Raw genomic sequence first — 24199 nt, 5'->3', positions numbered from 1 at the left:
GCTTTTTGACTGTAAATATTTGTAAATTTAACTTAAAAACCGCTGTACTGAAATCCATACAAAAAATGCGAATCTGGTATTTTTTAATAGCTATTTTTAAGTTCTGATCAGTCATACTTTTAAACTGTGTTTTATAGATGGAAAAGAAAATTGGAAATTGCAGTCATCGGTAGTGGCATGGCTGGGCTGGCTACCGCAAGAATTCTTAAAGACGCAGGGCATAACATTACAATTTTCGAAGCTCTGCCTGGTCGTGGTATGGATAGCCACAGCACTGAGTTTGAAGGTGGCTTGATCGATGCCCCTTTGCGTGTGATGAATCCACACCTCTGGAAAAATACCTTAAGTTTGGCGACCCATTTAGGGATTAAAACTTTCCCCGTCCGTACCTATATGGCATGCAGTTGGCTATTTGAAGATCGTACAGAAACGTGGTTGACCACTAGTCGTAGCCGTATTGGTAATTTCCCAATTATTAATAACCGTAAAGGCTTACAACAATATGGCTGGCGTTTAGTCAAAGGAATGTTGCAACTTAAAGCCGCGATCACTCGATTTTTTAAATCAAAAAATCAGGACATCACGCTTGCCGAGTTCATTAATAAAAATGAAATTGAAGAAGTATTTTGGCATGGTGCGGTCATGCCTGTGTTGTATACCATTTGCACCTGTAACCCGAAAACGATTGGGGAATGGCCTGCGAAACCGTTGTTGATTTTCTTGCGTCAATTGACCAATGGCGATGCCTTGTTGCGTATCCAAGGTGGTACACCTGCGTTGGTTGATAAGCTGATTGAAGGTTTAAATATTCAAAGTGGTACGGCAATTACCAAAGTGCACGAGCAAAACGATAAGGTCTTGGTGGAAACTGAGGCCGGAGCACATCATCTATTCGATCGTGTGGTTGTTGCGACACCAACCACCAAAACGGAAGAATTTTTAGATCCAACCCAGTTTGCTGATGATATTGAGCTCTTAAAGAAATTTAAATTTGAGCAAGGTCAGTTGGTGATTCACACCGATCAAACCGTGATGCCGCCGAAGCGCAAAGATTGGTCTGTACTAAGTTATATGATGGATCGTAAATTTACCCGTCAGCAATTTACCGTGTGGCTGAACTCAATCGAGCCGAGCTTGGTGGGTAAAACTCCAGTGTTCCAAACTTGGCAGCCAGTGACACCGATTGATCCTAAAAAAGTGATCTCTTCGGTTAGTTTGACACGCGCAGTGGTGGATTCTCATACCGTGGCGCTGAATAAAGAGTTACAGCAACGACATTTATCGCCTGAGCGTAAAGTCTTCTTCTGTGGCTCATGGTCTTGTGACGGTCTGCCGATTTTAGAGTCTGCGGTAACGTCTGCTATGCACATTGCAGAAATTTTTGGTGCACCATTGCCGTTTGTGGGTTTAAAACCTAAAGTGGAGGTTGCCCCTCAACTCGGTTACTAACATGAAATGGCTTCAAGCAATTCGTCAGCACATCCCTAGCCATAAATATGCGATTAACAGTCGACTACTCGGAGATGATGCGGAACTTGCTTGGAGTAATTTGGGCTATTGGGATGATGCAAAATCATCCTATCCTGCAGCCTGTCAAAAACTCGCTTTCCATCTTGCCGAATCCATTCAATTAAAATCTACAGATCGTGTTTTAGACCTTGGTTGTGGGCAGGGCGCGAGCTTGGTTTTTTGGATGGAACATTTTCAAATTCAAAACTTATCCGCAGTCGAATTGCAAACCGAATGTGTGGAAAAAATCCAAAAAAATTTAAATTCAAAAATCGAAATACAACAAGATTCATTTTTGAATTTAAAAAATATTTATCCACAAAACTGTATGGATGCGGTGCTGTGTATTGATGCTGCGTATCATAGTGATTTGAATTTATTGCTTTTATCAGTTGTTAATGTTTTGAATTCAAAAGGGCGCTTTGCTTTTCACTATTTAATGTTGTCTGATGCGTTTTTGAATTTAAATTCATTGCAACGATTGAAATATCAAAGTCTGTTGAAAGCAGCAGATGTGAATTTGAAAAATTTAAATTCAAAACAAAATTTACAACACCAAGTGCAACAGGCAGGTTTCGAAAATATCCAGATTGAAGATATCAGCGAATTCGTATTTCAGGGTTTTGCAGATTATATTCAAGAACAAAAAAGTCAGATGAGCCTGAGTCATGTGGATCAATTCAAAATCAAGATGACGGCAAAATTGTGCGAAAAGTTGTATCGAGACGGGCTGATTCGTTATGTGCAGATTAGCGCGAGGAAGCCATAAAAGAGCGGCTCTAAAAACATCAAAGCCTCACTAAAAAGCGAGGCTAAGAAATGGTGCCGGCACACGGATTCGAACTGTGGACCTACTGATTACAAGTCAGTTGCTCTACCAACTGAGCTATGCCGGCGTTGTGGAATGCATTCTACAGATTTTTTGAAGTGGTGCAAGTTAAAAAAACAGCAAATCGAATGTAATTTATACGTTTGATTTATTCAGCATTCAACCGATGTTTGGCTCTAAAACCAGAGAAATAAAATTAGGCAATGTTTCGCCCACAAGATGTGGGCGAAAAAATAGGATGGATGAACGTTGAGTGCTATTTCATTCTTAAAATTTGGTCTAGATCCTGTGCGCATTCTTCAAGTGTATATGCCATCTCCAGTTGCATTTGGGGGCGGAGTTCATTGGCGAGCTTTCGCCATTCGTCAATCAGACGCTGTGCTTTTTGAATTTTATGTTTATTGATGTCTTTGGCAAGGGTTGGGGTATAGCCACCACGTTTGGCGTTCTTGATCTGCTTAACATAGTTCTGGCTGTTATTCATGTTCTCTCCGGAATAGCAGTGATATATGAAAGGTGTTTTTTAAGTTTTTCGTTGATCAAGTTAAAAGTACCGCAATCGCGTTTCAGTTCTATGATGTTTAAATTAATGAATAATTTTTTGAATAGTGCCTATATTGAGAGGATGATTAATTTTTAGCATAGGCTTAAGTAATTGTCTTTAGAATATAAAATTTGTATTTGTAAATAAACGTGTCTTTCTTACTGCTAATAAAAAATCCATAAGTCGTGCATTAGGAAAAAAACGTGTGATTTAAATCCATCAATCAGGACTTAAATACTGTGAAGTTATTGAGCTAAACAAATAGAAGATCAATTAGGGGAATATTTAATATTGAGAACAATAAAATTAAAAAAGGCCTAAATTTTATCAATTTAGACCTTCATTCTGCTTGGCATTGCAGTTTATTCTGGCGGTGAAAGAGGGATTCGAACCCTCGAAACGCTATAAACGTTTACACACTTTCCAGGCGTGCTCCTTCAGCCACTCGGACACTTCACCTTTTGCGCGGTGGATAATAGCGAAAAAAATATATTCTGCCAAGAGAAACAATTGAATTAGACAAAAACATCTTGAGCGGTGCTATGATTCGCAAAAATCCTGTCTAAATTGAAGACAATTATATGCAAAGTACTGCACAAAAAGCCGCATTGCCTGCCATCACCTTGGCAGCTTTGGGCGTAGTATTCGGAGACATTGGGACGAGCCCGTTATATGCGCTGCGCCAATGTTTCCTCACAGCACACTTGGCGATTAGCGAAGCGTCTGTGCTGGGTATTCTGTCCCTGATTTTCTGGTGCATCATGCTGACGATTAGTTTTAAATACGTCAGCATCATCATGCGCGCAGATAACAATGGCGAGGGCGGTATTATGTCGCTGTTGGCCTTGAATCTACGAACCACACGAATTGCCGAAAACAAAAAAATCTACCTGATTGCCCTTGGCTTTATTGGGGCATCTTTGTTCTTTGGTGATGGGATCATTACCCCCGCAATCTCCGTGTTATCTGCGATTGAAGGTTTAAGTATTGCGACGCCGATGTTTAACCAATGGCTGCAACCCTTATCGATTGGTATTTTGGCGGGGCTATTTTTAGTGCAACGCCATGGCACAGGCACGATGGGTAAATTCTTTGGTCCATTGACGCTCATGTGGTTTTTATCCATTGGCGGATTTGGATTATGGAGTATTTCGCAAACGCCATTTGTGTTGACCATGATCAGTCCGCATTGGGCTTTTAATTTTGTGGTACAGCAGCCCTATGTTGCATTCTTGACCATGGGTGCGGTCATCTTGACGATGACAGGTGGTGAGGCAATCTATGCCGATATGGGGCATTTTGGCCGACTCCCAATCCGCTTGGCATGGTTTATTGTGGTCATGCCGTGCTTGCTGTTGAACTATGCAGGCCAAGGTGCCTTGCTACTGCGTAATCCTGAAGCTTTAGCCAATCCATTTTATATGCTGATCCCTGAATGGGCATTGTATCCAATGATTGCTTTGGCGACAGCGGCCGCGGTGATTGCCTCTCAAGCGGTGATCACAGGGGTATTCTCTATGGTCAATCAGGCGATTCAATTGCGTTATTTGCCGCGTTTGACAGTGAAACATACCTCTGAAGTTGAACGTGGTCAGATTTATTTGCCATTTATTAACTGGGCATTGTTTATCTCGGTGCTGATCTTGATCTTGCTGTTTGAAAACAGTGCGAATTTGGCCAGTGCGTATGGCGTAGCTGTGACCATGACCATGCTCTGCGGTACGATTTTGATCTCAGTTTTAGCTTATGGTTTATGGCGTTGGCCGGTTTGGAAAGTGGCGATTTTTGCAGTGCCATTTTTATTGATTGATTTGATCTTTGTTGCATCGACATCATTAAAAATTGCAGCGGGCGGTTGGGTTCCAATCCTGATTGGTGCGGTATTGTTTACGATTTTAATGACGTGGAAAGATGGTCGGGCATTGGTGCTCAATCGACTCGGTAAAGATGCTTTGCCTATTGACCTGTTTATTCGCAGTGTCAGCATGGGTAGTGAAACCAAGTTTGTTCCAGGTGATGCCGTATTCTTGACAGGAACGCCTGAGATCGTGCCTCATGCCATGTTGCATAATATTAAGCACAACAAAGTTCTGCATGAACGCAATATTATGGTTACGGTCAACACCCGAGATGTGCCATTTGTACCCGAAAATGAGCGGGTGATCACGGAAAAACTAGATGATCGATTCTATCGAATCACGATGTTTTATGGGTTTAAAGATCAGCCGAATATTCCTGCCGCTTTGGAGCATGCGTATCGTGAATTGCGCTTTGAATTTGATCTAATGCAAATCAGTTTCTTTATTTCCAGAGACCGTATTATTCATACCTTGGGTGAAGGCATGGCACCTTGGCGAGAAAAGCTGTTTATCTCTATGCAGCGAAATACCAGTCCAGTCAGCGATTTTTATCAAATTCCAACCAACCGTGTGGTTGAGTTGGGCAGTCAGATTGAAATTTAAGACGTAGATTGAACTTTTAGGCATAGATTTAAAAGTTAGACACGAAAAAGCCAGATCAATTCTGGCTTTTTTTATCTGTAATAATTAAACTTTTTTAGTCCAAAGACATAGAGATCATTCTGTTGCTTTTTCCTGGGAGGAGTATGCGAGCAAAACAACAGAATGAAGATGTTGCGTTATTTCATCCTAGAAAATACGCTGATTAGTTGATTGTCGCGTCTACATCTGCAGAGGCTTCAGGCGCAGCTTGGATGGCTTCGTCAGCAACAGGTGCTTCTGGGTTGGCTTGAATTGATGCATCTGCAGGATTTACACTTTGAGTCTCAGGTGCTGCCATAAAAGCATCTTGTTGTCCTTGAGGAGCTTCAGGCAATGCAGCCGATGCGCTATCGGCATTCACTGGCGCTTCTGCAGAAGAGGCAATGACGGGTGCAGCGTTGTTATCCGCTGATACGGCTTCAGGTGCTTGCTGTGCTGTTTCCACAGGTGCTTCAGTTACCGCGGCTTCAGGTGTATTGGCCACTGCTGTTTGTTCAGTTGGAACGGACTGCTCTGTAGGTGCAGCAGCTACACTTTGTTGTTCATTTGCGAGTGCATTTTCCGCTTCAGTCACGGCTTGTTCAGCATTTACAGGGATTGCAGGGGCATTCGGATCGATTTGGTTTGCCTGAGCCTGTTCAGGGTTTAAGGGCTGTTCTGTTGCAGCGGCATTGACTTGTCCGGCAGGAGCTTCAACCAATTGAACTTGGCCACTAGAAACTAAGTCCTGAATGGAACCAGGTTGACCATTCACGGTGGTCACAATTTTGACTTTAGATAAGCTTTCTAATGTATCACCGGGTTGAATCGGCGGTTCTGCAAATGCTGCTGCGCTCATTAAACCTGAAATTAAACCTAAACCTAAAATTTTAGAATGCATAATCACTCCGTATATTTTTATCGCAATTTTTCGTATTTTTACCTTGTCATAATTCTTGAGGCGAATTCAATGAAACATACGCAACTGCTTCATGACCTCCTATAAAGAACTGCACAACTGCGACATAAAGTTACATCAACTGCTGCTTTGTTAAACAATATTTGTGTGATTGTTAAGCAAATTAAAAAAGAAAAGTGTACTAAAATTTGCACCCTTGCTAAGCTGCGGAAAAATAGTCCTTTTAGAAGTCATTGTTGTAAGTCATGGTCAAAAAGAAACGCAATTCAGCAAATCCGCTTTCACAGTTATTTGGGCAAAATGGCATAAAAGTGCTGTTGGGTCTGGTGGCAACAGGAAGCTTTGCTATTGCTTTCGGGCAAGAAAAAATTCAACAACTTGTTTCTATGAGCAGCACTTCAAATAGCGCCTGTTTGGACCAATTTTATCGTGAAGTGCCACCTTATTTGGTCCGTGAAAGCCTACATAAAAACAGTTTTCCACTGTGTTTTAATGGCTTTAATGTCATGTATTCAGGGATATCCAAGACACCGCTTTGGGTTGCAGAAGCATTAACCCCCGCACGCCTGAGTCAAAAAATTCCGCGTGAAGATAACTTTCATGAAGAGACTCGCGTGCCGTCTGAATATCGGGCTTTGCTTTCAGACTATAAATCTTCAGGCTATGACCGTGGACACATGGCGCCAAATGCCGATATGCCCAATAAAGCTGCGCAGTTAGACAGTTTTTCTTTGGCCAATATGGTGCCGCAAGCTCCAAAAAATAATCAGCAAGTGTGGCGTGAGTTAGAAGAAGCCACACGGGCGATAGTGACCAAACAAAAGCAAGATGTCTATGTGGTGACGGGGCCGGTATACAGTGCGAAAAAATTAAAAACCATCGGGCAAGGGGTCATCGTGCCGACCGCTACTTATAAGGCGATCTATTTGCCGAAAAAAGGTGTTGCAGGCGTGTACTATGCAGACAATACCTTGCGAGATACGGCACCGACAGTCAAAGTCATGAGTATTTGTGCGCTAGAAGAACTGACTGGAATTAATTTTTTTCCAGAATTAACCGAAGACCAAAAGCGTAATACCTACCGTTTGCCACTCAAAGCCACCCAAGTAAAAGCAAATCAAGATATCGCTTATTTGCATTGGGATGCTGAAAGCCAGTGTGCTGCAGATGTCGCAGAAGACAAGATTTTAAGTTTGAAAAAAGAGTTTAAATCGAGTGGTGGATCTGTGGGCGAGACATCCACGGCAAGTAGTGGAAATGACAACAATCAAGATGCCTTGGTCAAACAATTGATTGAAGAAATTTTGCAATATCTGCTACAAATTTTGAAATAATCAAGCAGATAATAGCGTTGAACTGCGAGCGATGAAGAGGATCATTGCTTGCAGTTGAAATCTTTTTCACGTATTTCTATTGCTGCATCACTACAACAAAAAAGAAGGATATCCAACATGTTTAAAGCATTTGAAAATGACACTGCGTCGCATGCAATTCATGACTTAACACTAGAAAATGGCCAAGATCGAATTAATATTTATGGCAACTTACAGGTGACGAAAGACCAAGCAGGTTTAGCTGCAGCGAAAGCTTTACAGGCATTTTTCAATGATGTGGTGACCACGCTTGAGGCAGAAACCAACTTAGCTGAAAAAATAGCGCAGGGCGGTGAAGACAACGAAGTGGAAAATCCATTTCTTTAATGCTGTGTTATCGGCTGTCGAAGGACGCAATGCTCAATTCGGGATGAATGAAAAAAAGCTCACAGGTTGTGAGCTTTTTTATGGTGTCTTTTTCTATTTATGCGTCTTTTGCCATCAGTTTATAGATGACCGCACCAATCACCGCGCCAATGATTGGGGCTACCCAAAACAGCCAAACTTGTGATAGTGCAGCAGTTTCAGCAAAGAATGCCACACCCATACTACGCGCTGGGTTGACCGAAGTATTGGTGACGGGAATGCTGATCAGATGGATCAATGTGAGCGCAAGACCGATCGCAATTGGGGCAAAGCCAGCAGGGGCGCGTTTATCTGTTGCTCCCATGATCACAATCAGGAAGCCAGCCGTCAGCACAATTTCAATAACTAACGCTGAGAGCATAGAGTATTTGCCAGGAGATAACTCACCATAGCCATTGGTGGCAAAACCGCCGACACCGGTAAATCCGGCCTGACCTTGTACAATGATGAATAGAATAAATGCGGCGAGGGTTGCACCCAGTAATTGAGAAATAATATAGGGAGCCAGTTCTTTTGCTTCAAAACGACCGCCTGCCCACAAGCCGATACTCACTGCAGGGTTAAAATGTCCGCCTGAGATATGACCCAGCGCATAAGCAGCCGTTAATACGGTTAGACCGAAGGCCAGTGCCACGCCAGCGAAGCCAATGCCAAGTTCAGGAAAGGCTGCAGCCAAGACCGCACTACCACAACCACCAAAGACCAGCCAAAAGGTACCGATCAGTTCTGCTAAATATTTATTCATTTAAAACTCCATTTGTTTTTGTCATTTGGAATAGATTTTCAATCTTTCACTCAGCATGAGTGCAATCTAGTTGTGAAGTGTTGTTTTATTCATTTATTGAATATGCATAGATTTAATAGATTTTGCTGAAAATCACAACATTTAAAATGATAACTGTGTCACATTTTTAACTTGCTGCTTCAGTTTGCGATAAGCGCCATTGCTGTGGGGTTAAGTTTCGCCATTGTTTAAACGCACGTTGAAACGCACTCTGTTCTGAATAACCCAGCAGTAACGCAATTTCTTGCAAACTTAAATGCGGGTCTCTTAAAAATTCTTCAGCCATCATGCAGCGGACTTCCTGCATACGTTGCTGATAGGTGCTGCCTTGTTGTTGTAAATGGCGTTGTAATTGTCGGACGGAAAGATTGAGTTGCGTAGCGACATGTTCAATTTGGAACTGATTTTTTTGCAAACCCATTAAGATGGCTTGCTGTAAGCGTTGGTCGATTTGCGTGGTATTCGGCAGTTTTTCTAATAAAGACTGTGCCTGTTGCATCAACAGTTTTTGTAAAGTCTGATCGCCTTGGGAAAAAGGGCGAGACAGTTCTTGAATGGGAACAATAACCTTCGACTTTTCTTGGGAAAATCGAACTTTACAGCGAAAATATTGTTCATACTGAGCGACATTTTTCGGTGCAGGATTATGAAAATGCACTTCGTGTAAATTGATATCTTCAAAACGCATGAATAATTTTAGAAACTGCAGCATTAACGCAATCGCAATTTCATCGGTCAATTGATTGGCCATATTCATGGGTAAATCATTCCAACCGATGGAGAAAAAATCATTTTGAATATCAATCAGCAATGGACTGCCATCGAAGATTAAGCGATGAAAATCATGGTAGCGGAGCAGCGCTTCGCCCAAGTTTTCACAGGACAGGGCAATATACGCAATAATGCCAATATGTTTGGGTTGCACATGTTCAGCAATTTCTAAACCCAGCGCCGGCTTTTGGATCTTTTGATCTAAATCCATCAATAAATCACGCCAAATGGCATAATCAAAACGCTCTAAGTTTTGAACTTTATTCAATTTTTCAGGAATGGCAATGCCTTGAGCTTGATGATAAGCATAGAGCAAATGGCCCAGTCCTCCATAGACCGATCCTGTATAGTCCTTGAGTTGTTGCATATTTTTTTAATTCTAAATTTTGTCGTGTTTTGTCAATAATATTAAAAAAAACGGTCAATATCTAGCCCTTTTCATTACCTATAGTGGAGCTAATAAAAGGAGATATTGGACATGTTAAAAGGTTTTATTGCAGGGTTGGTCGTCGCCAATGCCTTTGAATGGTTCGCACATAAATATGTTTTGCATGGGACACATCGGTCAGGCAAGCCACGTTTTAGTCCAGTACCGAAAAGCATGAAATCACATTGGGAACATCATCGTGAAGTTCGAAAAACAGATTTTTATGATCATGGCTATGTTGAAGGTGTACAGAACTGGCGCACGAAAAATGAAATATTGTCACTGGTGGCAGTTTCAGCCGTATTTGTCCCGCTATTTTATCCCATTTCCAAAGGAATGAGCTTGGCAGTGCTGTATAGTGCTTGCAATTATTATTATATCCATCGTCGCGCACATCTTGAGCCAGAGTGGGCAATGAAAAAGATTCCATGGCACTATGACCATCATATGAACTCAAATCAGGATGCCAATTGGTGTGTGACTAAGCCGTGGTTTGATTATATTTTAGGGACTCGGGTGATCTCATCGGCAAAATTACAGGAACAGAATCCACTGGGTGTGTTACTACCGACAGCGATTGCCAAGCCATTGTCACACTGGGTCAATCGGGTATTTCCTGCAAAGTGGGTGGCTGAGCGTGAAAAGCCTGCTGCACTTCTTGAAACGGTCTAATATGTATGCGCTATGGGTTTTGACAACAAGTGTTGCCATCCAATTGAGCTGTCGCAATTTGTCAATAAATTATGAATCTACTGTCAATCAAATGCACTGCAAATGCCCTATATTTAAATCATCAAAAGGCTTGTACACGACGAGTTGATTGATGAAGTTGCTATGTATATTTTTTCATTTGTTTTAAGTATCAGACCAAGTGCTGTAGTTTTTCTTGGTTTATAGGAGCCGACAAGGCTCCTTTTTTTATGTCTATAGTAAATGAATTGTATGGACGATGCTCTGCTACAACGTCAATGACGTGGCATCAAAGCAACAAGGCAAAAAAAAGAGCGAATCATCGCTCTTCTTCAATCTTCATTGAAAATGAATCAATTAAAGACGCATTTCAATGCCTTGTTCTGCAAGATATTTTTTCGCTTCAGGAATGGTGTGTTGACCAAAGTGGAAAATAGAGGCCGCAAGTACTGCATCTGCTCCACCTTTTAAAATGCCATCGGCCAAATGTTGGAGATTACCGACACCACCAGAAGCAATGGTTGGAATGGTCACACGGTCATTGATATTACGCATCAGTTCAATGTCATAACCCGCTTTGGTACCATCTGCGTCCATTGAGGTTACTAATAATTCACCCGCACCGAAGTCCGCCATTTTTACCGCCCATTCGATGGCATCGATGCCGGTTTCTTTACGACCACCGTGGGTGAAAATTTCCCATTTATTATCGCCGGTTTTTTTCGCATCAATAGCAACCACAATACACTGTGCGCCAAAACGCTGAGAGGCTTCTTGTACAAATTCAGGGTTATAGATGGCAGCAGAGTTAATCGAAACTTTGTCCGCACCCGCATTTAATAACAGGCGGATATCTTCTACTTTACGCACGCCACCACCGACTGTTAATGGCACAAATACAGACTCAGCCATACGCTCTACCGTACGGTAAGTGGTATCACGACCATTTGAGGTTGCGGTAATGTCTAAGAAGGTAATTTCGTCCGCACCTTGTTCGTTATAACGGCGTGCAACTTCAACTGGATCGCCTGCATCACGAATATCAAGAAATTGAACACCTTTCACTACACGACCGTTGTCCACGTCGAGGCAAGGAATAATACGTTTAGCAAGCATAATTTTTTCCAAAAATAACAGCCGATTATGAAACTTCGCGACTTAGATGCTACACCTTAGTAGTCGGAGCGGTTATTCTATCAAAAATATGTAAGTTTTTTCGCAGGTTTTCTATGTCGGTTTATACCACTTTGACTTTAAAGGAAGTTCAGGATTTTGCAGCACCTTATGGACTGGAGGTGATTGACCTGATTCCGATTCAAGGCGGTATTCAAAATACCAACTATTTTATTGTTTGCGAAAATGGCACGCAGTATGTATTAACCGTTTTTGAAGAGATGGACGAGCAAGGTGCAGGGGAGTTGGTGCCTGTCCTCGAACACTTGGGGCAGGCTGGTCTAGCTGTGCCTGTACCGCTGAATCATTCAGGTAAAGCGATTCATAGTTTAAAGGATAAACCTGCACAGATTGCGCCACGCATGCAAGGTCAACATCCCATGCCTGCGAGCTTAGCGCAAGCAGAGGCGATAGCTGTGGCTCAAGCGAAAATGCATGTGGCTTTACAAGACTTCCCTTTGGAACGTGCAGAATATCGTGATCATGCTTATTGGTTACAAGTTTCACGTAATATACGTCCAACATTAAATGAAGCAGATACCACGTTGCTTAACAATTTGTTGGGCTTATATGACATCTTAACGGCGATGTATCCAGACCGTCCTACCGGTTTTATTCATTCTGATCTGTTCCGTGACAATACTCTATTTGAAGGCGATCAACTCAACGGCATTTTAGACTTTTATGAGTTAAATAAAGACGAACTCTTGTTTGATATTGCTATTACTTTAAATGACTTTTGTACTGAATATCCGGATGTACATTTGAATGAAGACAAAGCCATTGCCTTTTTAAATGCCTATGAAAGCGTGCGTCCATTAACCGCAGATGAAAAATCATGCCTAGAGTTATATTTGGCGATGGCGGCGGGTCGCTTCTGGATGATGCGTTTACAGGTGGCACAGAAAAATGCTGCAGAAGGCCGTACAGGTGATGATATTTTGCAGAAAAACCCTGCTGAAATGCGTAATATGCTGATTGAACGATTAAAATTCGTCACTGCATAAATTTTAAAAACAACGAGAGGGAAAAGCATGCGTGATCAAGGACGCTTAGTAGAATGGTTTGATGATAAGGGCTACGGCTTCATTCAACCGAACGATAGCACCAAAGATCGCGTATTTTTGCACATTAAAGACTTTTCCCGTCCCGGCCCACGACCAATCGTGGGCTGCGCGTTGGATTATGCTGTGATCTTAGACGAACGCGGACGCTTTCGTGCACAGCAAGTGCATTATTTAAAAGCCTCACAAACCAAAGCTACACAACGCCCCAATAAAAAAAATGTGGTGCAGATGCCGCGTCAGGCAGAGCCGATGCAAATCTTGTGCATCATTTATATCCTCGCCTTGGCGGGTTTGTCTGTGGCGGGTTTACTCAGTGGCATGGTGCTGCTTTTTGTGAGTATTATCAATGTCCTGACCTATTGGTTCTACGCTCAAGATAAAGAAGCTGCGCAAATGGGGAACCGACGCGTGCCAGAAAATACACTGCATCTTTGGTCTTTTTTAGGTGGGTGGCCGGCGGCATGGCTGGCTCAGCAACGTTTGCGGCATAAAACACAAAAACAACCATTTCGAAAAATATATTTCTGTACTATAGCCTTTAACATATTACTGATTTTATGGCTGATTTCACCATTTAATATCCTGCATATCTAGGGTGAAATGATCCGCAAAATCATCATGACGGAGAGCGAAATGAATTATTCCATTGATAAAGATCCAAACCGCCTGCTCACGATTATTTTGTATATTCTTTATATTGTGGCGATTTTTTCTGCCGGCTTGCTTGCGGTCCTCGCGTTGATTATCAATTACGTCAAACGCAGTGATGTGCGCGGCACGATTTTTGAAAGCCATTTTACTTGGCAGATTCGTACGTTTTGGTGGTATCTCATTTGGAACATCATTGCTTTCGTGCCGTTTATTTTTCTGTTCTTTACTGGCAATAATGCCAATGCCTTTGCGGGGGTGGCACTGGGAGCAAGTACCTTCTGCGTCACGGTGATCGGACTGTCTTGGTTATGGATTGTGTACCGCGCGATTAAAGGTTTAATTCGTGTCAATGACAATCGACCGATGTATGAGTGAATACAGCAGCATAATGACAAGCGACCCATGGGTCGCTTTTATTTTTTCGTTTGACCATTCGATAGGCGGCATAAAAAAAAATGCTCTTTTATAAAGCATTTGCACATAAAAGTGCTTAACTTTGGTTATTTAAGCAAAATTGACTATACATATTTAAGAAATATAACTTACATTTTTAATAAAATAACTTTGCTTATTTAATTTTATTAATTTACATATTTATTTTTATTATTATACATTTTTAATAATACAAATTTACGTTTTTACTAAAATAACTATACATTAATGTATAGTTATTTATTTAAATTATTTTCTGAATTTTTATTTAACATTACAGCAGTTTAGGTATTAGCTATAGAATCGACCACGGCGACGGCGCATACCTAAAACGTGTATTGCGCGTACCAATACCGCATACGAAACAGGATAGCTAAATCGCTGTTCAAATAATGGAACCAGATCACTTATATTTTTAAATTTTGTATTTTTTACAAATACTTGAAATTCATTCCAGTCGCGAATGTGGCCCGGTGCACCACGGTTTTTTGCGGCTTTTGGGAGCAAACTTCCGGTCTCTTCCTCCAGGCGAATCCAAGCATCCAAGGTGACTCGAGAGATGTTAAACTCTTTGCAAACAGCCACTTTGTAATCAGTTTTTTTATACATCAGAATGGCTAATTTTCTAGTTTCTAAATCATACTTTGGCATTTTTTGAATCATCATTAAAATAATGAATGAATATTATATGGCATGTTGATTGCAAAAGAACCTGTAACGCAAATAAATATAGTTCAGGTGACGTGCATGGAAACTTCAGCGTCTGTTTTAAAAAAAATGTCTTTATGGCAAGTGGTGATTATTGGTGTCGCATATATGACGCCAATGGTTGTGTTTGATACTTTTGGCATTGTGTCCGGTATTACAGATGGCCGTGTGCCGCTGGCCTATATTTTGGCTTTATTTGCCATGCTCCTCACCGCATTTAGTTATGCGCGTTTTAGTAAGCATTCGGATAAACCGGGTTCTGCTTATACCTACACTGCAGAATCTTGCGGGCCTCAAACTGGCTTTTTTGTCGGTTGGTGTTCTTTACTGGATTACATCATGCTGCCATTGGTCAATGCGCTTTTGGCAAGTATTTATTTAGAAGCAGTGATTCCAAGCGTGCCGTACTGGGCATGGGTGATTTTGTTTACTAGCTTAGTCACGCTCATCAACTGCTTCCGTATCAATATTTTGGCCAATTTAAGCATGATCTTTGTCTGTGCGCCTGTACTGCTGATGGGCTTTTTTATCTATCTCGTCATTAAAGGTATAGGGAGTGAGCAAGGTTATGCGCATGTCTTGACGCTCGCGCCGCTATTTAATGGTGATACGTCAATTTTGCCACTTATCGCAGGGGCTTCAATCCTGTGCTTTAGCTTCTTAGGTTTTGATGCGGTGACTACCATGTCACATGAAACCAAAGACCCGAAACGCACAATTCCTCGAGCGGTTATCCTAACCACGCTTACGGGCGGTGTGATTTTTATTACAGCATCCTGGTTTGTGCAATTGTATTTTCCAACCAATGTCCGTTTTAACAACCCAGATGAAGCGCTCCCTGAGATCGTCCTGTACGTGGGTGGGGCGCTATTTCAATCAGTATTTTTATGCGCCCAAATTATGAATACATTTGCTTCTGGGCTTGCCACGCATGCCAGCGCATCACGCCTAATTCATATTATGGGACGAGACGGCATTTTTCATAAAGGCACATTTGGTCAAGTGCATAGCAAGTTAGGCACACCTTTATATGCAGTATTGCTGATCGGTCTGATTTCATTGGCAGCCATTCGTTTAGATTTAGCTACAGTGGTGAGCATGATTAGCTTTGGTGCCCTCATTGCCTTTACCGCCGTGAACTTCTCCGTGTTTATGAAGTTTTATGTACGTGATGGTCAACGTCATGGTCTTAAAAATATCTGCCTGAACATGCTGCTGCCGCTACTTTCAGTGGCAGCGATTATGTGCCTTTGGGTGAGCCTAGAACACAACGCCTTGGTTTGCGGAGGTATTTGGCTGGCAGTGGGCGTCGTATTGTTCGCTTATAAAAAGTTAAGAAAACAAAATATTGTGATTGGCAATGCATATTAAGAGGCTGAAGCCTCTATAGCGATCAAACAGAATTGAATTGATAAATAGGAATGTAAAAAAATGAATACAAAGCCAAAATTTGTAGACGATGTTGAATATAAAAACAGTGTAAATGTGCAAAGCGGTAAGGAGTGGAACTGGGTCAATCCTGCTCGCGGCAGTTTTGATTTTCCAGCCAATTATTATGAAAGCTCACTGCAAGAATGGCAGGCTTTTGATGCCCTTAATGCGGATGTTGAGTGTGATGTGGTGGTGATCGGCGGCGGCTTGTTGGGCACATCTACGGCACTGCATTTGGCGGAACAGGGTGTGGACACGGTGCTGGTGGAAAAAAACCGTATTGGCAGTGCTGCATCGGGGCGTAATGGTGGACAGCTAACTCCTGGGTTGGCGCGTTGGGAAGCGGGGGAAATGATTGAACACTTTAGTTATGAGGATGCTAAACGTTTATGGCACTTCACTTCGACTGAGGCCATGTCTTTAATTGACCAAATTGCGCAGAACTATGATTTAGATCTACAACGCAAACATCAGCACATTACCGCAGCCGTACACCCAGGGCATTTGGTGGGTTTAACTGAAGGTGCAGATGCGCGTAAATATTTGGGTGAAGACCATACCCAGATTATGGGCAAGCACGAGTTGTTTGAGCATGTGAAATCGGAAAATTATTATGGCGGTTTACTCGATACTCTCGGCGGGCATATTCATCCCTTGGCATTAAACCGTGGCCTTGCTTATGGTTTTAGCCAGCAAGGTGGCAAAATCTATGAGCAAACCGAAGTGCTGTCGGTGGATGAGCGTGAAGATGGGATTTACGTGACAACCACTGGCGGTGTGATTAAAGCACGTAAGAGCGCCGTGATTGGGGTCCATCATGCCTCATTTAAACTGCTGCAAAGCCATAATCAAACCACCATTCCATTTTATACTTATGTGTGTACCACAGCGCCCTTAGAGCTCGATCTTGCTGAAATTCTGCCGAGTGATGCGCCTGTGTACGATACGCAGTTTCAAATTGATTATTATCGCGGTGTATCTAAAAACCGTTTGCTATTTGGCGGTGAAGGGACGGGCTCTTGCTGGACGCCTGAAAAAACCCATGATTATTTACTGAGCCGAATCAAGCATGTGTTCCCGCAATTGACACAGGTTGAGCTGGACTTTGTTTGGAGTGGCACCACAGATTTAACCATGAATGGCGCAGCCGATAGCCGTAAGTCCGATGGGAAATATCCGATTTATGCGGTACAAGGCTGGAGCGGTCATGGCGTGGCGCAAACCGTGCGTATAGGCAAAGCCATTGCCGATGATTTTTGTGGCAATGCCGATGACTTTAAAATGCTCACCAGTATTCAGCATCAGGACATTTTGTTTGGTCGCGCACTTGCACCAATGGTGATTCCAATGGCGAAAACCGCTTATGGGCTGGGGGCAATGGTCAATCCGGGCAAGATGGTGTCCTTCTAAATTTAAGTCTTTTTTATGAAGGATATCGCTTAAAAGAGCCCTCATTATTGAGGGCGCTTTTGCGTGTTAAGGCATTTCTTCTGTAATTTTGTCTTTATTTTTCTTTAAGAATTTCGGCCGCCATTCACTCACAATCACACCGAGAACCACGCAAAGCCCGCCAATAAGGGCGAGCGGTGTTAAGCGTTCACCAGCAAGTCGCCCAATGATCGCGGCCCAAACCGGTTCACCTGCATAGATGATTGCTGCCTGTGCAGGATCAACCATACGCTGCGCCCAGTTCATCACCAGTTGAATCACGGCGCTGGCAAGCCCCAATCCGCAGAGTACAGCGATTAATGGCCATTCAAATTTTGGCAAAGTGGTTTCACCCACCAGTGGGGCAAAGCAAAAACAGAACAGAGAGGCAAATGCCAACTGTAGAACCGTCACTCTGCGCAGATTGACGCGGGGCGCAAAATAGCTGATCAAGATAATTTCAAAGGCAATGGCAATCGAACCGAGCAGCGTAATGATTTGTCCAAAGTTGAGCTGAATAGCGCCAAAACCATTACCCGTTAAAAAGACCAAACCGACAAAAGCCAAACTTACACCCAGCCATGTCATCACATGTGGTTTATGCCGAAAACACAGCCACATAAAAATCGGAACCAGCGGTACATACAGCGCTGTTAAAAAAGCCGATTCACTGCTGCTGATGCTTTGTAAGCCGACCGTTTGCGTCGCATAGCCGATCGCAATCACCGCGCCAATACTTGCGCCCGCAATGACATCGTATTGAGAAAAATGTCTAAGATATTTGAGCGATAACAGACTCACAGCCAGTGTAGCTGCGGCAAAACGTAGACCGACAAACAGCACTGGACTGCTAAAATTTAAACCGTATTGCACGGTGATAAAACTGGCGCCCCAAATCATGGTAATCAGGATGAGTGCGAGCTGCGGAAACTTGGCTTTCCAAGCAGATTGGACGGTTGGCATGTGTATTTGAATGTTCAAAGAGGAGAAATAAAAAAAGAGGCCCGAAGACCTCTTTTCTGCTCGGGTAAATTACAAGCTTTGTTGATCAAGCAGTAATTGAGCTTCACGAAGGTTCAATGTGCCTTCATAAATTGCACGACCGGTAATCGCACCTAAAATGCCCGGTTGGCCTTTTAAGTTACGCACGTCGTCAAGGTTGGTCACGCCACCCGATGCAATAACAGGTAAGCCTGAATATGTTGCAAGGTTTACGGTTTGTTCAACGTTCACACCTTGCATCATGCCATCACGTGCGATGTCGGTGTAGACGATGCTCGATACGCCGGCATCTGCAAAGCGTTTTGCCAAATCAGTAGCTTTCACGTCTGTGACATTTGCCCAACCATCTGTTGCCACCATGCCGTTCATGGCATCGATACCAACAATGATATGGCCTGCAAATTTTTTGCACGCTTCTTCAACAAATTCAGGCTCTTTTACCGCTTTTGTACCAATGATGACAAACGAGACGCCTGCATCAAGGTAGTGTTCAATGGTTTCAAGAGAGCGGATACCACCACCAATTTGAATTGGTAATTCAGGCTGTGCTTTAGCAATCGCTTCAACCACAGGCTTATGAATCGGTGTACCAGCGAAAGCACCGTTTAAATCTACCAAATGTAAGCGACGCGCGCCTTCATTTACCCAATGCTGTGCAGTTGCCACTGGATCGTCAGAAAATACGGTATCGTCTTCCATACGACCTTGTTTTAAACGGACACATTTGCCATCTTTCAGGTCAATTGCAGGGATGATCAGCATGCTTTCGCTCCTTGCTCAATCAAATTAAGAATGAATTTGTACCTAATCTTATCAAATAAACGGCTATTCACTAAATGCTAATATCAGAATTGATGAATTAAAAAAGCCTGACATAGGTCAGGCTAGTGCAAATAAAGGATTGGATTTTATTGTTGGTCTATAAAAATGCGCTGTGTATTAGCGTTTTTAGTCATTAAACATAAGCGGTTGTTTGTAATAAATCGCTGTTTACGGATTGAAGTAAGCTACCGACATCGTATAAGGCTTGATTGAGGACTGTGGTACTTTCACCGACCACTTGAACGAGATTACCTACCACAGGGAGTTCAGTGGCAATCGATGTAATCGGTACAATGTCATCCAGTAAGGCATCTAAAGTGCCTGAAACATCTTGCACGACACCACCCACACTTGCTAATGGATCATTCAGGACGGCTGTTAATAATTCGGTAGGATCAATACTGGCTACATAGTCGCCCGTTTCAGCCAACAAGCCAGTTAAATTACCCGCAGTTTCGCCTACTGCATCCAATAGACCGCCCAGCAATGGCAAGTCAGAAAGTGCGGCTGTGATTGGTGTAGCAACCCCACTGAGATGATCAACCAAACCTGCAACTTCCGTCACGGTTTGACCGACCACACCAGTTACGCCATTGAGAGTGGTTTGCACCCCACCAAGAAGATCACCCGTCGCCAGTTGATCGGTTACCGAATGTAAGCCTTCGCCTAAGGTGCCGACCAACTGATTTTCAACTGCGAGTACTTTTTCGATGGTCCCACCAATGAGCGGAAGCTCAGTCAGTGCATCCGTTAAGGGCGCTGTTAAGCTACTTACGGTCTCTAATACGCTGTCTACTGTATCCAAAACAGTATTTAAAACCAGTCCAACCGCTTTACTGATCCCTTGTAAAGTCAGGCTGAGTACACCGCTGATTTTTCCTGTAAATAAGTTCAACATGTCAGGTTCTCCAAGCTTTTAAATTATGATGTGTTATGTATTTGGCAGACTTGTTTTAGCAAAAGGAGATTGATGAAAACAAATTATGAAAGTATAGAAAGAATGAGATAAATCATGTAATTCTGCTAGAAAACACAGAGAGATCAAAACCTTAGCTGAATAAAAATATAAATGTATATTAATGTAATTAAAATGAGTTAAATCAAAGATATAAATGTACTTAAAAGGTGCGATTTTATTGTTTTTAGACTGTGTTGTGACTATTTTTAAGGCAATAACGTACTGTTTAAATCTCTAGTGCAAATAAACTGCAAATTCATTGGCACTCTTCAGCCGATCTTTGCACTTGGTCATGCCATAGATTGGGGCAATATCCAGTTACAGAGCAGTTACATCGCTGAATATAAATTAAATCATTAAAATAATTAAGGATTTATAAATTCATGTGCGGACGAATTCTTAGTTTGAGAGAAGTATTGGGAATGGTTTTGGGTAATAAGCCACGTTGTAATAATTCTTCAAAGACCAAAACAGGGGCATAGGCATCGGCAGCGGCATAACGAATTTGCTCCGGACTTAAGCGCTTTTTGGCCCAATTCGAGGTGCTGACCGATTTAGATTTTGGAAAATTCACACGAAAAAGCAGTGCCATGGCATTTTTTAAACCTAAAGGTTGGCTTAAGCCAAAAGAAGCAAAGCACTTGGAGAGTTCCAATACACTATTCAGTTCGATGCCTTTTTTACGAAATAAATGCGCATCATTTTTTAAGCCAAAACCCACTTTAATTTGATCACGATTACTCAAGATCGGTCTTAAAAAATCCCAAGTGCATTCGTTCATTTGAAACAACCATGCCTGTTGCGCCGTCGCGAGTTGGATTAAATGTGGGCCGGTAGAGACCTCACCTTTACGAAAAGTCGGCTTAGATTCAGAGTCGAAACCGAATAAGGCAGTTGTCTGTAATTCATCGGACCAGTGTTGGCATTGTTCGGCATTGTGAATGACATGGATCTGCTCTGGCACTAAATTTTGGAACAATGGAAAATCTTTAATCTGTTCTTTTGTTGGCAAAATAGGTGTCAGTAGAGCATCAGTCATTGTGATTCAATTCAAAGGCTTGTTGTTGCAGCCTAGAGCGTTTAGTAGGGAAATGCAAATACCGAGAAGTGGCGTTGAGCATGAGCCATTGACTCACCTGCCTGTCATAGCGCGTTGCTATGACAGTGACCAATAGGCTTAAAGTCAGTGACGACTTAAAATAGAAAACGCGCAGTAAATAATACATTTACCAAGATCAGTAAGAATAAACCGATAAAGAGAAAGGCGAGGACCACTTCCCATGTTTTGGATGTACGTGGCTCGCCATATTGATTGGCATTTGCAGACCCCGGGATGAGTATCAGCGCAATGCACATGACGATATTGAGCAACGGAATCAACTCTAAGAGTGCAAACCAGCCTGAGAGATTAAAGTCATGCAAACGACGCACTGAAAAAATCATCAAAGGGATCAGCATTAAAATATTTAGGATCAATCCAATCACTTGCGTCATTGGATTTTCAGCATGAGCTATTAGGGCATTGAGGGTATTGGGCATCATGCTGACGATCAGTAGCATCAATATGCTCAGCATGAGGCCATAGAAGACATTCCAACCGATAAAAGACATGCGATTAAAACGACCGTCACGGTTCCAACCAGAGTTTATATTGGGTGAATTATTCATATTAAATGATCTTAAATTATCGTAAAAAGTATAGTTATCATTCATTTTTAGCCGCAAAAAAATTGAGCTAAAAACGACATAAAAATGTGAAAAAGTACAGGATTTGATCCTGAACATAAAAAGCGCGTTGATTATAAAGGTAAAGTACAAAAAAAGCCCACATGTGTGAGCTTGTTTGAGTAGATGTATTGCTGTTTAGAGCGATCTAGGCGGCATTTAATGATTTATCATTATTGTTGTTGAATCGTGGTTTGCTGAGAGCGGATCACATAGTTTTGGTAAGACGGAATCATGATCGCAGCAAGTATCCCGACTATAAACACCACGATATACAAAACAGCCAGCACTGTTTCCCAGCCTTTGGTCGGGCGTGGTTGTCCAAAGCTATTACTACCGCTATTACCCGGTGCAAATAACACATAGAGCGCAAATAATATATTCACTACAGGAACTAAGATCAGCAGTGCAAGCCATCCAGAATGGTCTCGGTCATGTAAACGACGGATTAAGAAAATGACGCTGTAATAAATGACGATGGCATACATGATAAAGAAAATAATCATGAGTGGCGTCGACATTGCACCCTCAGTCAACGCATTTTGCGCACCGGGTATGAGCAGGCCGACTACAACAGCAATTAGCGTAAAAATAATGCCGAGAAGTAGATTCCATGCAAGATATGCGCGCCGGCTAAAGCGGCCACTGGCTTGGGTCGGTGAGTCAGATGTGAATGTATTCAATATTATTCCTAGGCTTTGGTATTTTTATAAGTAGGCAAATTCTAAAATGAATATGTAGAAAATAAAAGGATGAAAAATAAACAGTACAAAAAAGCCCGCAAGGAGCGGGCTTTTTTGCGGTGAAGGAATTTTAAATATCCCATTCCACAAAGTTTTTCAGCAATTGCAGGCCGGCTGTATGACTTTTTTCTGGGTGAAATTGTGTCGCAAACAAGTTTTCCTTGTGAATTGCGGTACAAAATTTCAAACCATAGTCACAGGTTGCAGCGACTATGCTTGAATCTTGCGGCTCTACATAGAAGCTATGTACGAAATAGAAACGAGCATCTTGCTCAATGTTTTTCCACATCGGGTGGATAGGGTCTGCCTGATGCACTTGGTTCCAGCCCATGTGCGGCACTTTTAATCCTTCTACATCAGGGAAGCGTTTAACCGAACCTTCAAAAATACCCAATGCATCTGCACCGCCATTTTCTTCGGAATGCTGCATTAGGGCTTGCATACCGACACAGATCGCAAGCACAGGTTTATTAAATGCCGCTTTACGGACCACTTCATCAATGCCTGCATCATGCATGCCTTGCATACAGTCACGCATTGCTCCCACACCGGGGAACACAATTTTATCTGCTTGTGCAATCAGCTTAGGATCATTGGTGACATCAACAGTTGCGCCCACGTGTTCGAGGGCTTTTGCTGCTGAGTGAAGATTTCCCATGCCATAGTCAAGAAGGGCAATACGGGTCATTACAATGTTCCTTTGGTAGACGCAACAGTATTTTCGGCACGCGGGTCAACTTCACACGCCATACGTAATGCACGGGCAAAGGCTTTAAATACGCTTTCAATTTGGTGGTGGCTGTTTTTACCTTTTAGGTTATCGATGTGCAGCGTCATTAACGCATGGTTCACAAAACCTTGGAAAAATTCAGAGAAAAGATCCACATCAAAAGTCCCGATGCGCGCGCGAGTGAATGGAATATCCATCCACAGACCCGGACGGCCAGATAAATCCACCACAACACGACTCAGTGATTCATCCAGCGGCGCATAGAAGTGACCGTAGCGACGTAAACCTTTTTTATTGCCCAGTGCTTGAGCAAAGGCTTGGCCAAGTGTAATCCCACAGTCTTCTACGGTATGATGATCGTCAATTTCAAGATCGCCATCACAATGAATATCAATATCAAACAGACCATGTCGCTTGATTTGATCAATCATATGATCTAAAAATGGAACACCAGTGTTTAAAGTGCCTTGACCAGTACCATCAAGATTCACACGAACTCGAATTTTGGTTTCGTTGGTGTTTCTTACCACTTCACTGATACGATCTGTCATAGACACGTTCCTCAAATACGTCAAAATGATTGATGTAAAAATATTTTCGCTGTGACGAAAAGTCACCGCATATTAGATTGCTCAGG

The 24199-nt window shown here is 42.4% G+C and carries 25 protein-coding genes and 2 tRNA genes; 11 read left to right on the top strand and 16 right to left on the bottom strand.

Going from position 1 to position 24199, the window contains the following annotated elements; genetic code table 11:
- The first annotated feature begins 150 nt into the window (after nucleotides 1-150).
- Both FTU13_RS08630 and FTU13_RS08625 read left to right on the top strand, forming a co-directional pair.
- The gene (locus FTU13_RS08630) at nucleotides 151-1449 is read left to right on the top strand and encodes an FAD-dependent oxidoreductase (RefSeq protein WP_180025071.1); all 1299 of its coding nucleotides are present in this window, start codon (nucleotides 151-153) and stop codon (nucleotides 1447-1449) included.
- A gap of 1 nt (nucleotide 1450) precedes the next feature.
- Nucleotides 1451-2278, top strand: a complete 828-nt coding sequence (locus FTU13_RS08625) for a cyclopropane-fatty-acyl-phospholipid synthase family protein (protein WP_180127364.1) — start codon at nucleotides 1451-1453, stop codon at nucleotides 2276-2278.
- Nucleotides 2279-2329: 51 nt separating this feature from the next.
- On the opposite strand, the gene FTU13_RS08620 is transcribed toward FTU13_RS08625, so the two are convergent.
- The 3 genes from FTU13_RS08620 to FTU13_RS08610 all read right to left on the bottom strand — a co-directional run bounded on the left by FTU13_RS08620 (nucleotide 2330) and on the right by FTU13_RS08610 (nucleotide 3341).
- A tRNA-Thr gene (locus FTU13_RS08620) sits at nucleotides 2330-2405 on the bottom strand.
- Nucleotides 2406-2594: 189 nt separating this feature from the next.
- Nucleotides 2595-2822, bottom strand: a complete 228-nt coding sequence (locus tag FTU13_RS08615) for a hypothetical protein (protein ID WP_078190515.1) — start codon at nucleotides 2820-2822, stop codon at nucleotides 2595-2597.
- 428 nt (nucleotides 2823-3250) lie between these two features.
- Nucleotides 3251-3341: transfer RNA gene (locus FTU13_RS08610), tRNA-Ser, on the bottom strand.
- Between the two features lie 122 nt (nucleotides 3342-3463).
- On the opposite strand from FTU13_RS08610, the gene FTU13_RS08605 reads away from it, so the two are divergent.
- The gene (locus tag FTU13_RS08605) at nucleotides 3464-5344 is read left to right on the top strand and encodes a potassium transporter Kup (protein WP_180161105.1); all 1881 of its coding nucleotides are present in this window, start codon (nucleotides 3464-3466) and stop codon (nucleotides 5342-5344) included.
- 202 nt (nucleotides 5345-5546) lie between these two features.
- Here the strand turns inward: FTU13_RS08605 and FTU13_RS08600 are convergent, their stop codons facing one another.
- Entirely contained in the window at nucleotides 5547-6263 is a 717-nt protein-coding gene (locus tag FTU13_RS08600) for a hypothetical protein (RefSeq protein ID WP_180127345.1), read from the bottom strand.
- A gap of 263 nt (nucleotides 6264-6526) precedes the next feature.
- On the opposite strand from FTU13_RS08600, the gene FTU13_RS08595 reads away from it, so the two are divergent.
- On the top strand, nucleotides 6527-7615 hold the full coding sequence (locus FTU13_RS08595) for a DNA/RNA non-specific endonuclease (protein WP_180127343.1): 1089 nt from the start codon (nucleotides 6527-6529) through the stop codon (nucleotides 7613-7615).
- 117 nt (nucleotides 7616-7732) lie between these two features.
- A complete protein-coding gene (locus FTU13_RS08590; protein WP_078193158.1) occupies nucleotides 7733-7981 on the top strand; it encodes a hypothetical protein in 249 nt (82 codons plus the stop codon).
- A gap of 97 nt (nucleotides 7982-8078) precedes the next feature.
- On the opposite strand, the gene aqpZ is transcribed toward FTU13_RS08590, so the two are convergent.
- Entirely contained in the window at nucleotides 8079-8765 is a 687-nt protein-coding gene (gene aqpZ, locus FTU13_RS08585; protein ID WP_180063003.1) for an aquaporin Z, read from the bottom strand.
- Between the two features lie 166 nt (nucleotides 8766-8931).
- Complete coding sequence (locus tag FTU13_RS08580; RefSeq protein WP_180127341.1) at nucleotides 8932-9942, bottom strand: AraC family transcriptional regulator; 1011 nt, start codon at nucleotides 9940-9942, stop codon at nucleotides 8932-8934.
- A 111-nt stretch (nucleotides 9943-10053) separates the two neighbouring features.
- On the opposite strand from FTU13_RS08580, the gene FTU13_RS08575 reads away from it, so the two are divergent.
- Entirely contained in the window at nucleotides 10054-10674 is a 621-nt protein-coding gene (locus FTU13_RS08575; RefSeq protein WP_180127339.1) for a sterol desaturase family protein, read from the top strand.
- Between the two features lie 375 nt (nucleotides 10675-11049).
- Here FTU13_RS08575 and hisF read toward each other — a convergent pair whose 3' ends face one another.
- Nucleotides 11050-11811, bottom strand: a complete 762-nt coding sequence (gene hisF, locus FTU13_RS08570; RefSeq protein ID WP_373423585.1) for an imidazole glycerol phosphate synthase subunit HisF — start codon at nucleotides 11809-11811, stop codon at nucleotides 11050-11052.
- Nucleotides 11812-11921: 110 nt separating this feature from the next.
- On the opposite strand from hisF, the gene FTU13_RS08565 reads away from it, so the two are divergent.
- The 3 genes from FTU13_RS08565 to FTU13_RS08555 are packed head-to-tail and all read left to right on the top strand — an operon-like array spanning nucleotide 11922 to nucleotide 13958.
- Nucleotides 11922-12872, top strand: coding sequence for a homoserine kinase (locus tag FTU13_RS08565; RefSeq protein WP_180106109.1), 951 nt, complete (start codon nucleotides 11922-11924; stop codon nucleotides 12870-12872).
- A 27-nt stretch (nucleotides 12873-12899) separates the two neighbouring features.
- Nucleotides 12900-13526: a DUF1294 domain-containing protein gene (locus FTU13_RS08560; protein WP_180127337.1), complete on the top strand. Its 627-nt coding sequence runs from the start codon at nucleotides 12900-12902 to the stop codon at nucleotides 13524-13526.
- Nucleotides 13527-13565: 39 nt separating this feature from the next.
- On the top strand, nucleotides 13566-13958 hold the full coding sequence (locus FTU13_RS08555; protein ID WP_168378990.1) for a hypothetical protein: 393 nt from the start codon (nucleotides 13566-13568) through the stop codon (nucleotides 13956-13958).
- Between the two features lie 348 nt (nucleotides 13959-14306).
- On the opposite strand, the gene FTU13_RS08550 is transcribed toward FTU13_RS08555, so the two are convergent.
- Complete coding sequence (locus FTU13_RS08550) at nucleotides 14307-14666, bottom strand: helix-turn-helix domain-containing protein (protein WP_168378991.1); 360 nt, start codon at nucleotides 14664-14666, stop codon at nucleotides 14307-14309.
- Nucleotides 14667-14762: 96 nt separating this feature from the next.
- Between FTU13_RS08550 and FTU13_RS08545 the strand changes: the two genes are divergently transcribed.
- The gene (locus tag FTU13_RS08545) at nucleotides 14763-16094 is read left to right on the top strand and encodes an APC family permease (RefSeq protein WP_180050676.1); all 1332 of its coding nucleotides are present in this window, start codon (nucleotides 14763-14765) and stop codon (nucleotides 16092-16094) included.
- A 60-nt stretch (nucleotides 16095-16154) separates the two neighbouring features.
- Nucleotides 16155-17564, top strand: a complete 1410-nt coding sequence (locus tag FTU13_RS08540; protein ID WP_180088796.1) for an FAD-binding oxidoreductase — start codon at nucleotides 16155-16157, stop codon at nucleotides 17562-17564.
- Nucleotides 17565-17630: 66 nt separating this feature from the next.
- Here FTU13_RS08540 and FTU13_RS08535 read toward each other — a convergent pair whose 3' ends face one another.
- The 8 genes from FTU13_RS08535 to hisB form a co-directional block, all read right to left on the bottom strand.
- Complete coding sequence (locus FTU13_RS08535; protein WP_180050682.1) at nucleotides 17631-18545, bottom strand: DMT family transporter; 915 nt, start codon at nucleotides 18543-18545, stop codon at nucleotides 17631-17633.
- Between the two features lie 69 nt (nucleotides 18546-18614).
- On the bottom strand, nucleotides 18615-19346 hold the full coding sequence (hisA, locus tag FTU13_RS08530; RefSeq protein ID WP_078190493.1) for a 1-(5-phosphoribosyl)-5-[(5-phosphoribosylamino)methylideneamino]imidazole-4-carboxamide isomerase: 732 nt from the start codon (nucleotides 19344-19346) through the stop codon (nucleotides 18615-18617).
- Nucleotides 19347-19539: 193 nt separating this feature from the next.
- Nucleotides 19540-20304, bottom strand: coding sequence for a hypothetical protein (locus FTU13_RS08525; protein ID WP_180127335.1), 765 nt, complete (start codon nucleotides 20302-20304; stop codon nucleotides 19540-19542).
- 433 nt (nucleotides 20305-20737) lie between these two features.
- Nucleotides 20738-21403 (bottom strand): 3'-5' exonuclease, encoded by a 666-nt coding sequence (locus FTU13_RS08520; RefSeq protein ID WP_180092800.1) that lies wholly within the window; start codon nucleotides 21401-21403, stop codon nucleotides 20738-20740.
- 155 nt (nucleotides 21404-21558) lie between these two features.
- Nucleotides 21559-22032, bottom strand: a complete 474-nt coding sequence (locus FTU13_RS08515; protein ID WP_180092803.1) for a DUF805 domain-containing protein — start codon at nucleotides 22030-22032, stop codon at nucleotides 21559-21561.
- A gap of 230 nt (nucleotides 22033-22262) precedes the next feature.
- Complete coding sequence (locus FTU13_RS08510; protein ID WP_180009276.1) at nucleotides 22263-22772, bottom strand: DUF805 domain-containing protein; 510 nt, start codon at nucleotides 22770-22772, stop codon at nucleotides 22263-22265.
- A gap of 130 nt (nucleotides 22773-22902) precedes the next feature.
- Complete coding sequence (gene hisH / locus FTU13_RS08505; RefSeq protein WP_180127333.1) at nucleotides 22903-23520, bottom strand: imidazole glycerol phosphate synthase subunit HisH; 618 nt, start codon at nucleotides 23518-23520, stop codon at nucleotides 22903-22905.
- Complete coding sequence (hisB, locus tag FTU13_RS08500) at nucleotides 23520-24113, bottom strand: imidazoleglycerol-phosphate dehydratase HisB (RefSeq protein ID WP_078190487.1); 594 nt, start codon at nucleotides 24111-24113, stop codon at nucleotides 23520-23522. The genes hisH and hisB overlap by 1 nt, the downstream gene beginning before the upstream one ends.
- Between the last annotated feature and the right edge of the window lie 86 nt (nucleotides 24114-24199).

Origin of the sequence: Acinetobacter sp. YH12064 (genome assembly GCF_013419735.1) — a bacterium.
GTDB classification, from domain to species: domain Bacteria; phylum Pseudomonadota; class Gammaproteobacteria; order Pseudomonadales; family Moraxellaceae; genus Acinetobacter; species Acinetobacter amyesii.
The sequence above is the reverse complement of the archived record's forward strand: the minus strand, read 5'-3'. Positions and strand labels throughout refer to the sequence as shown.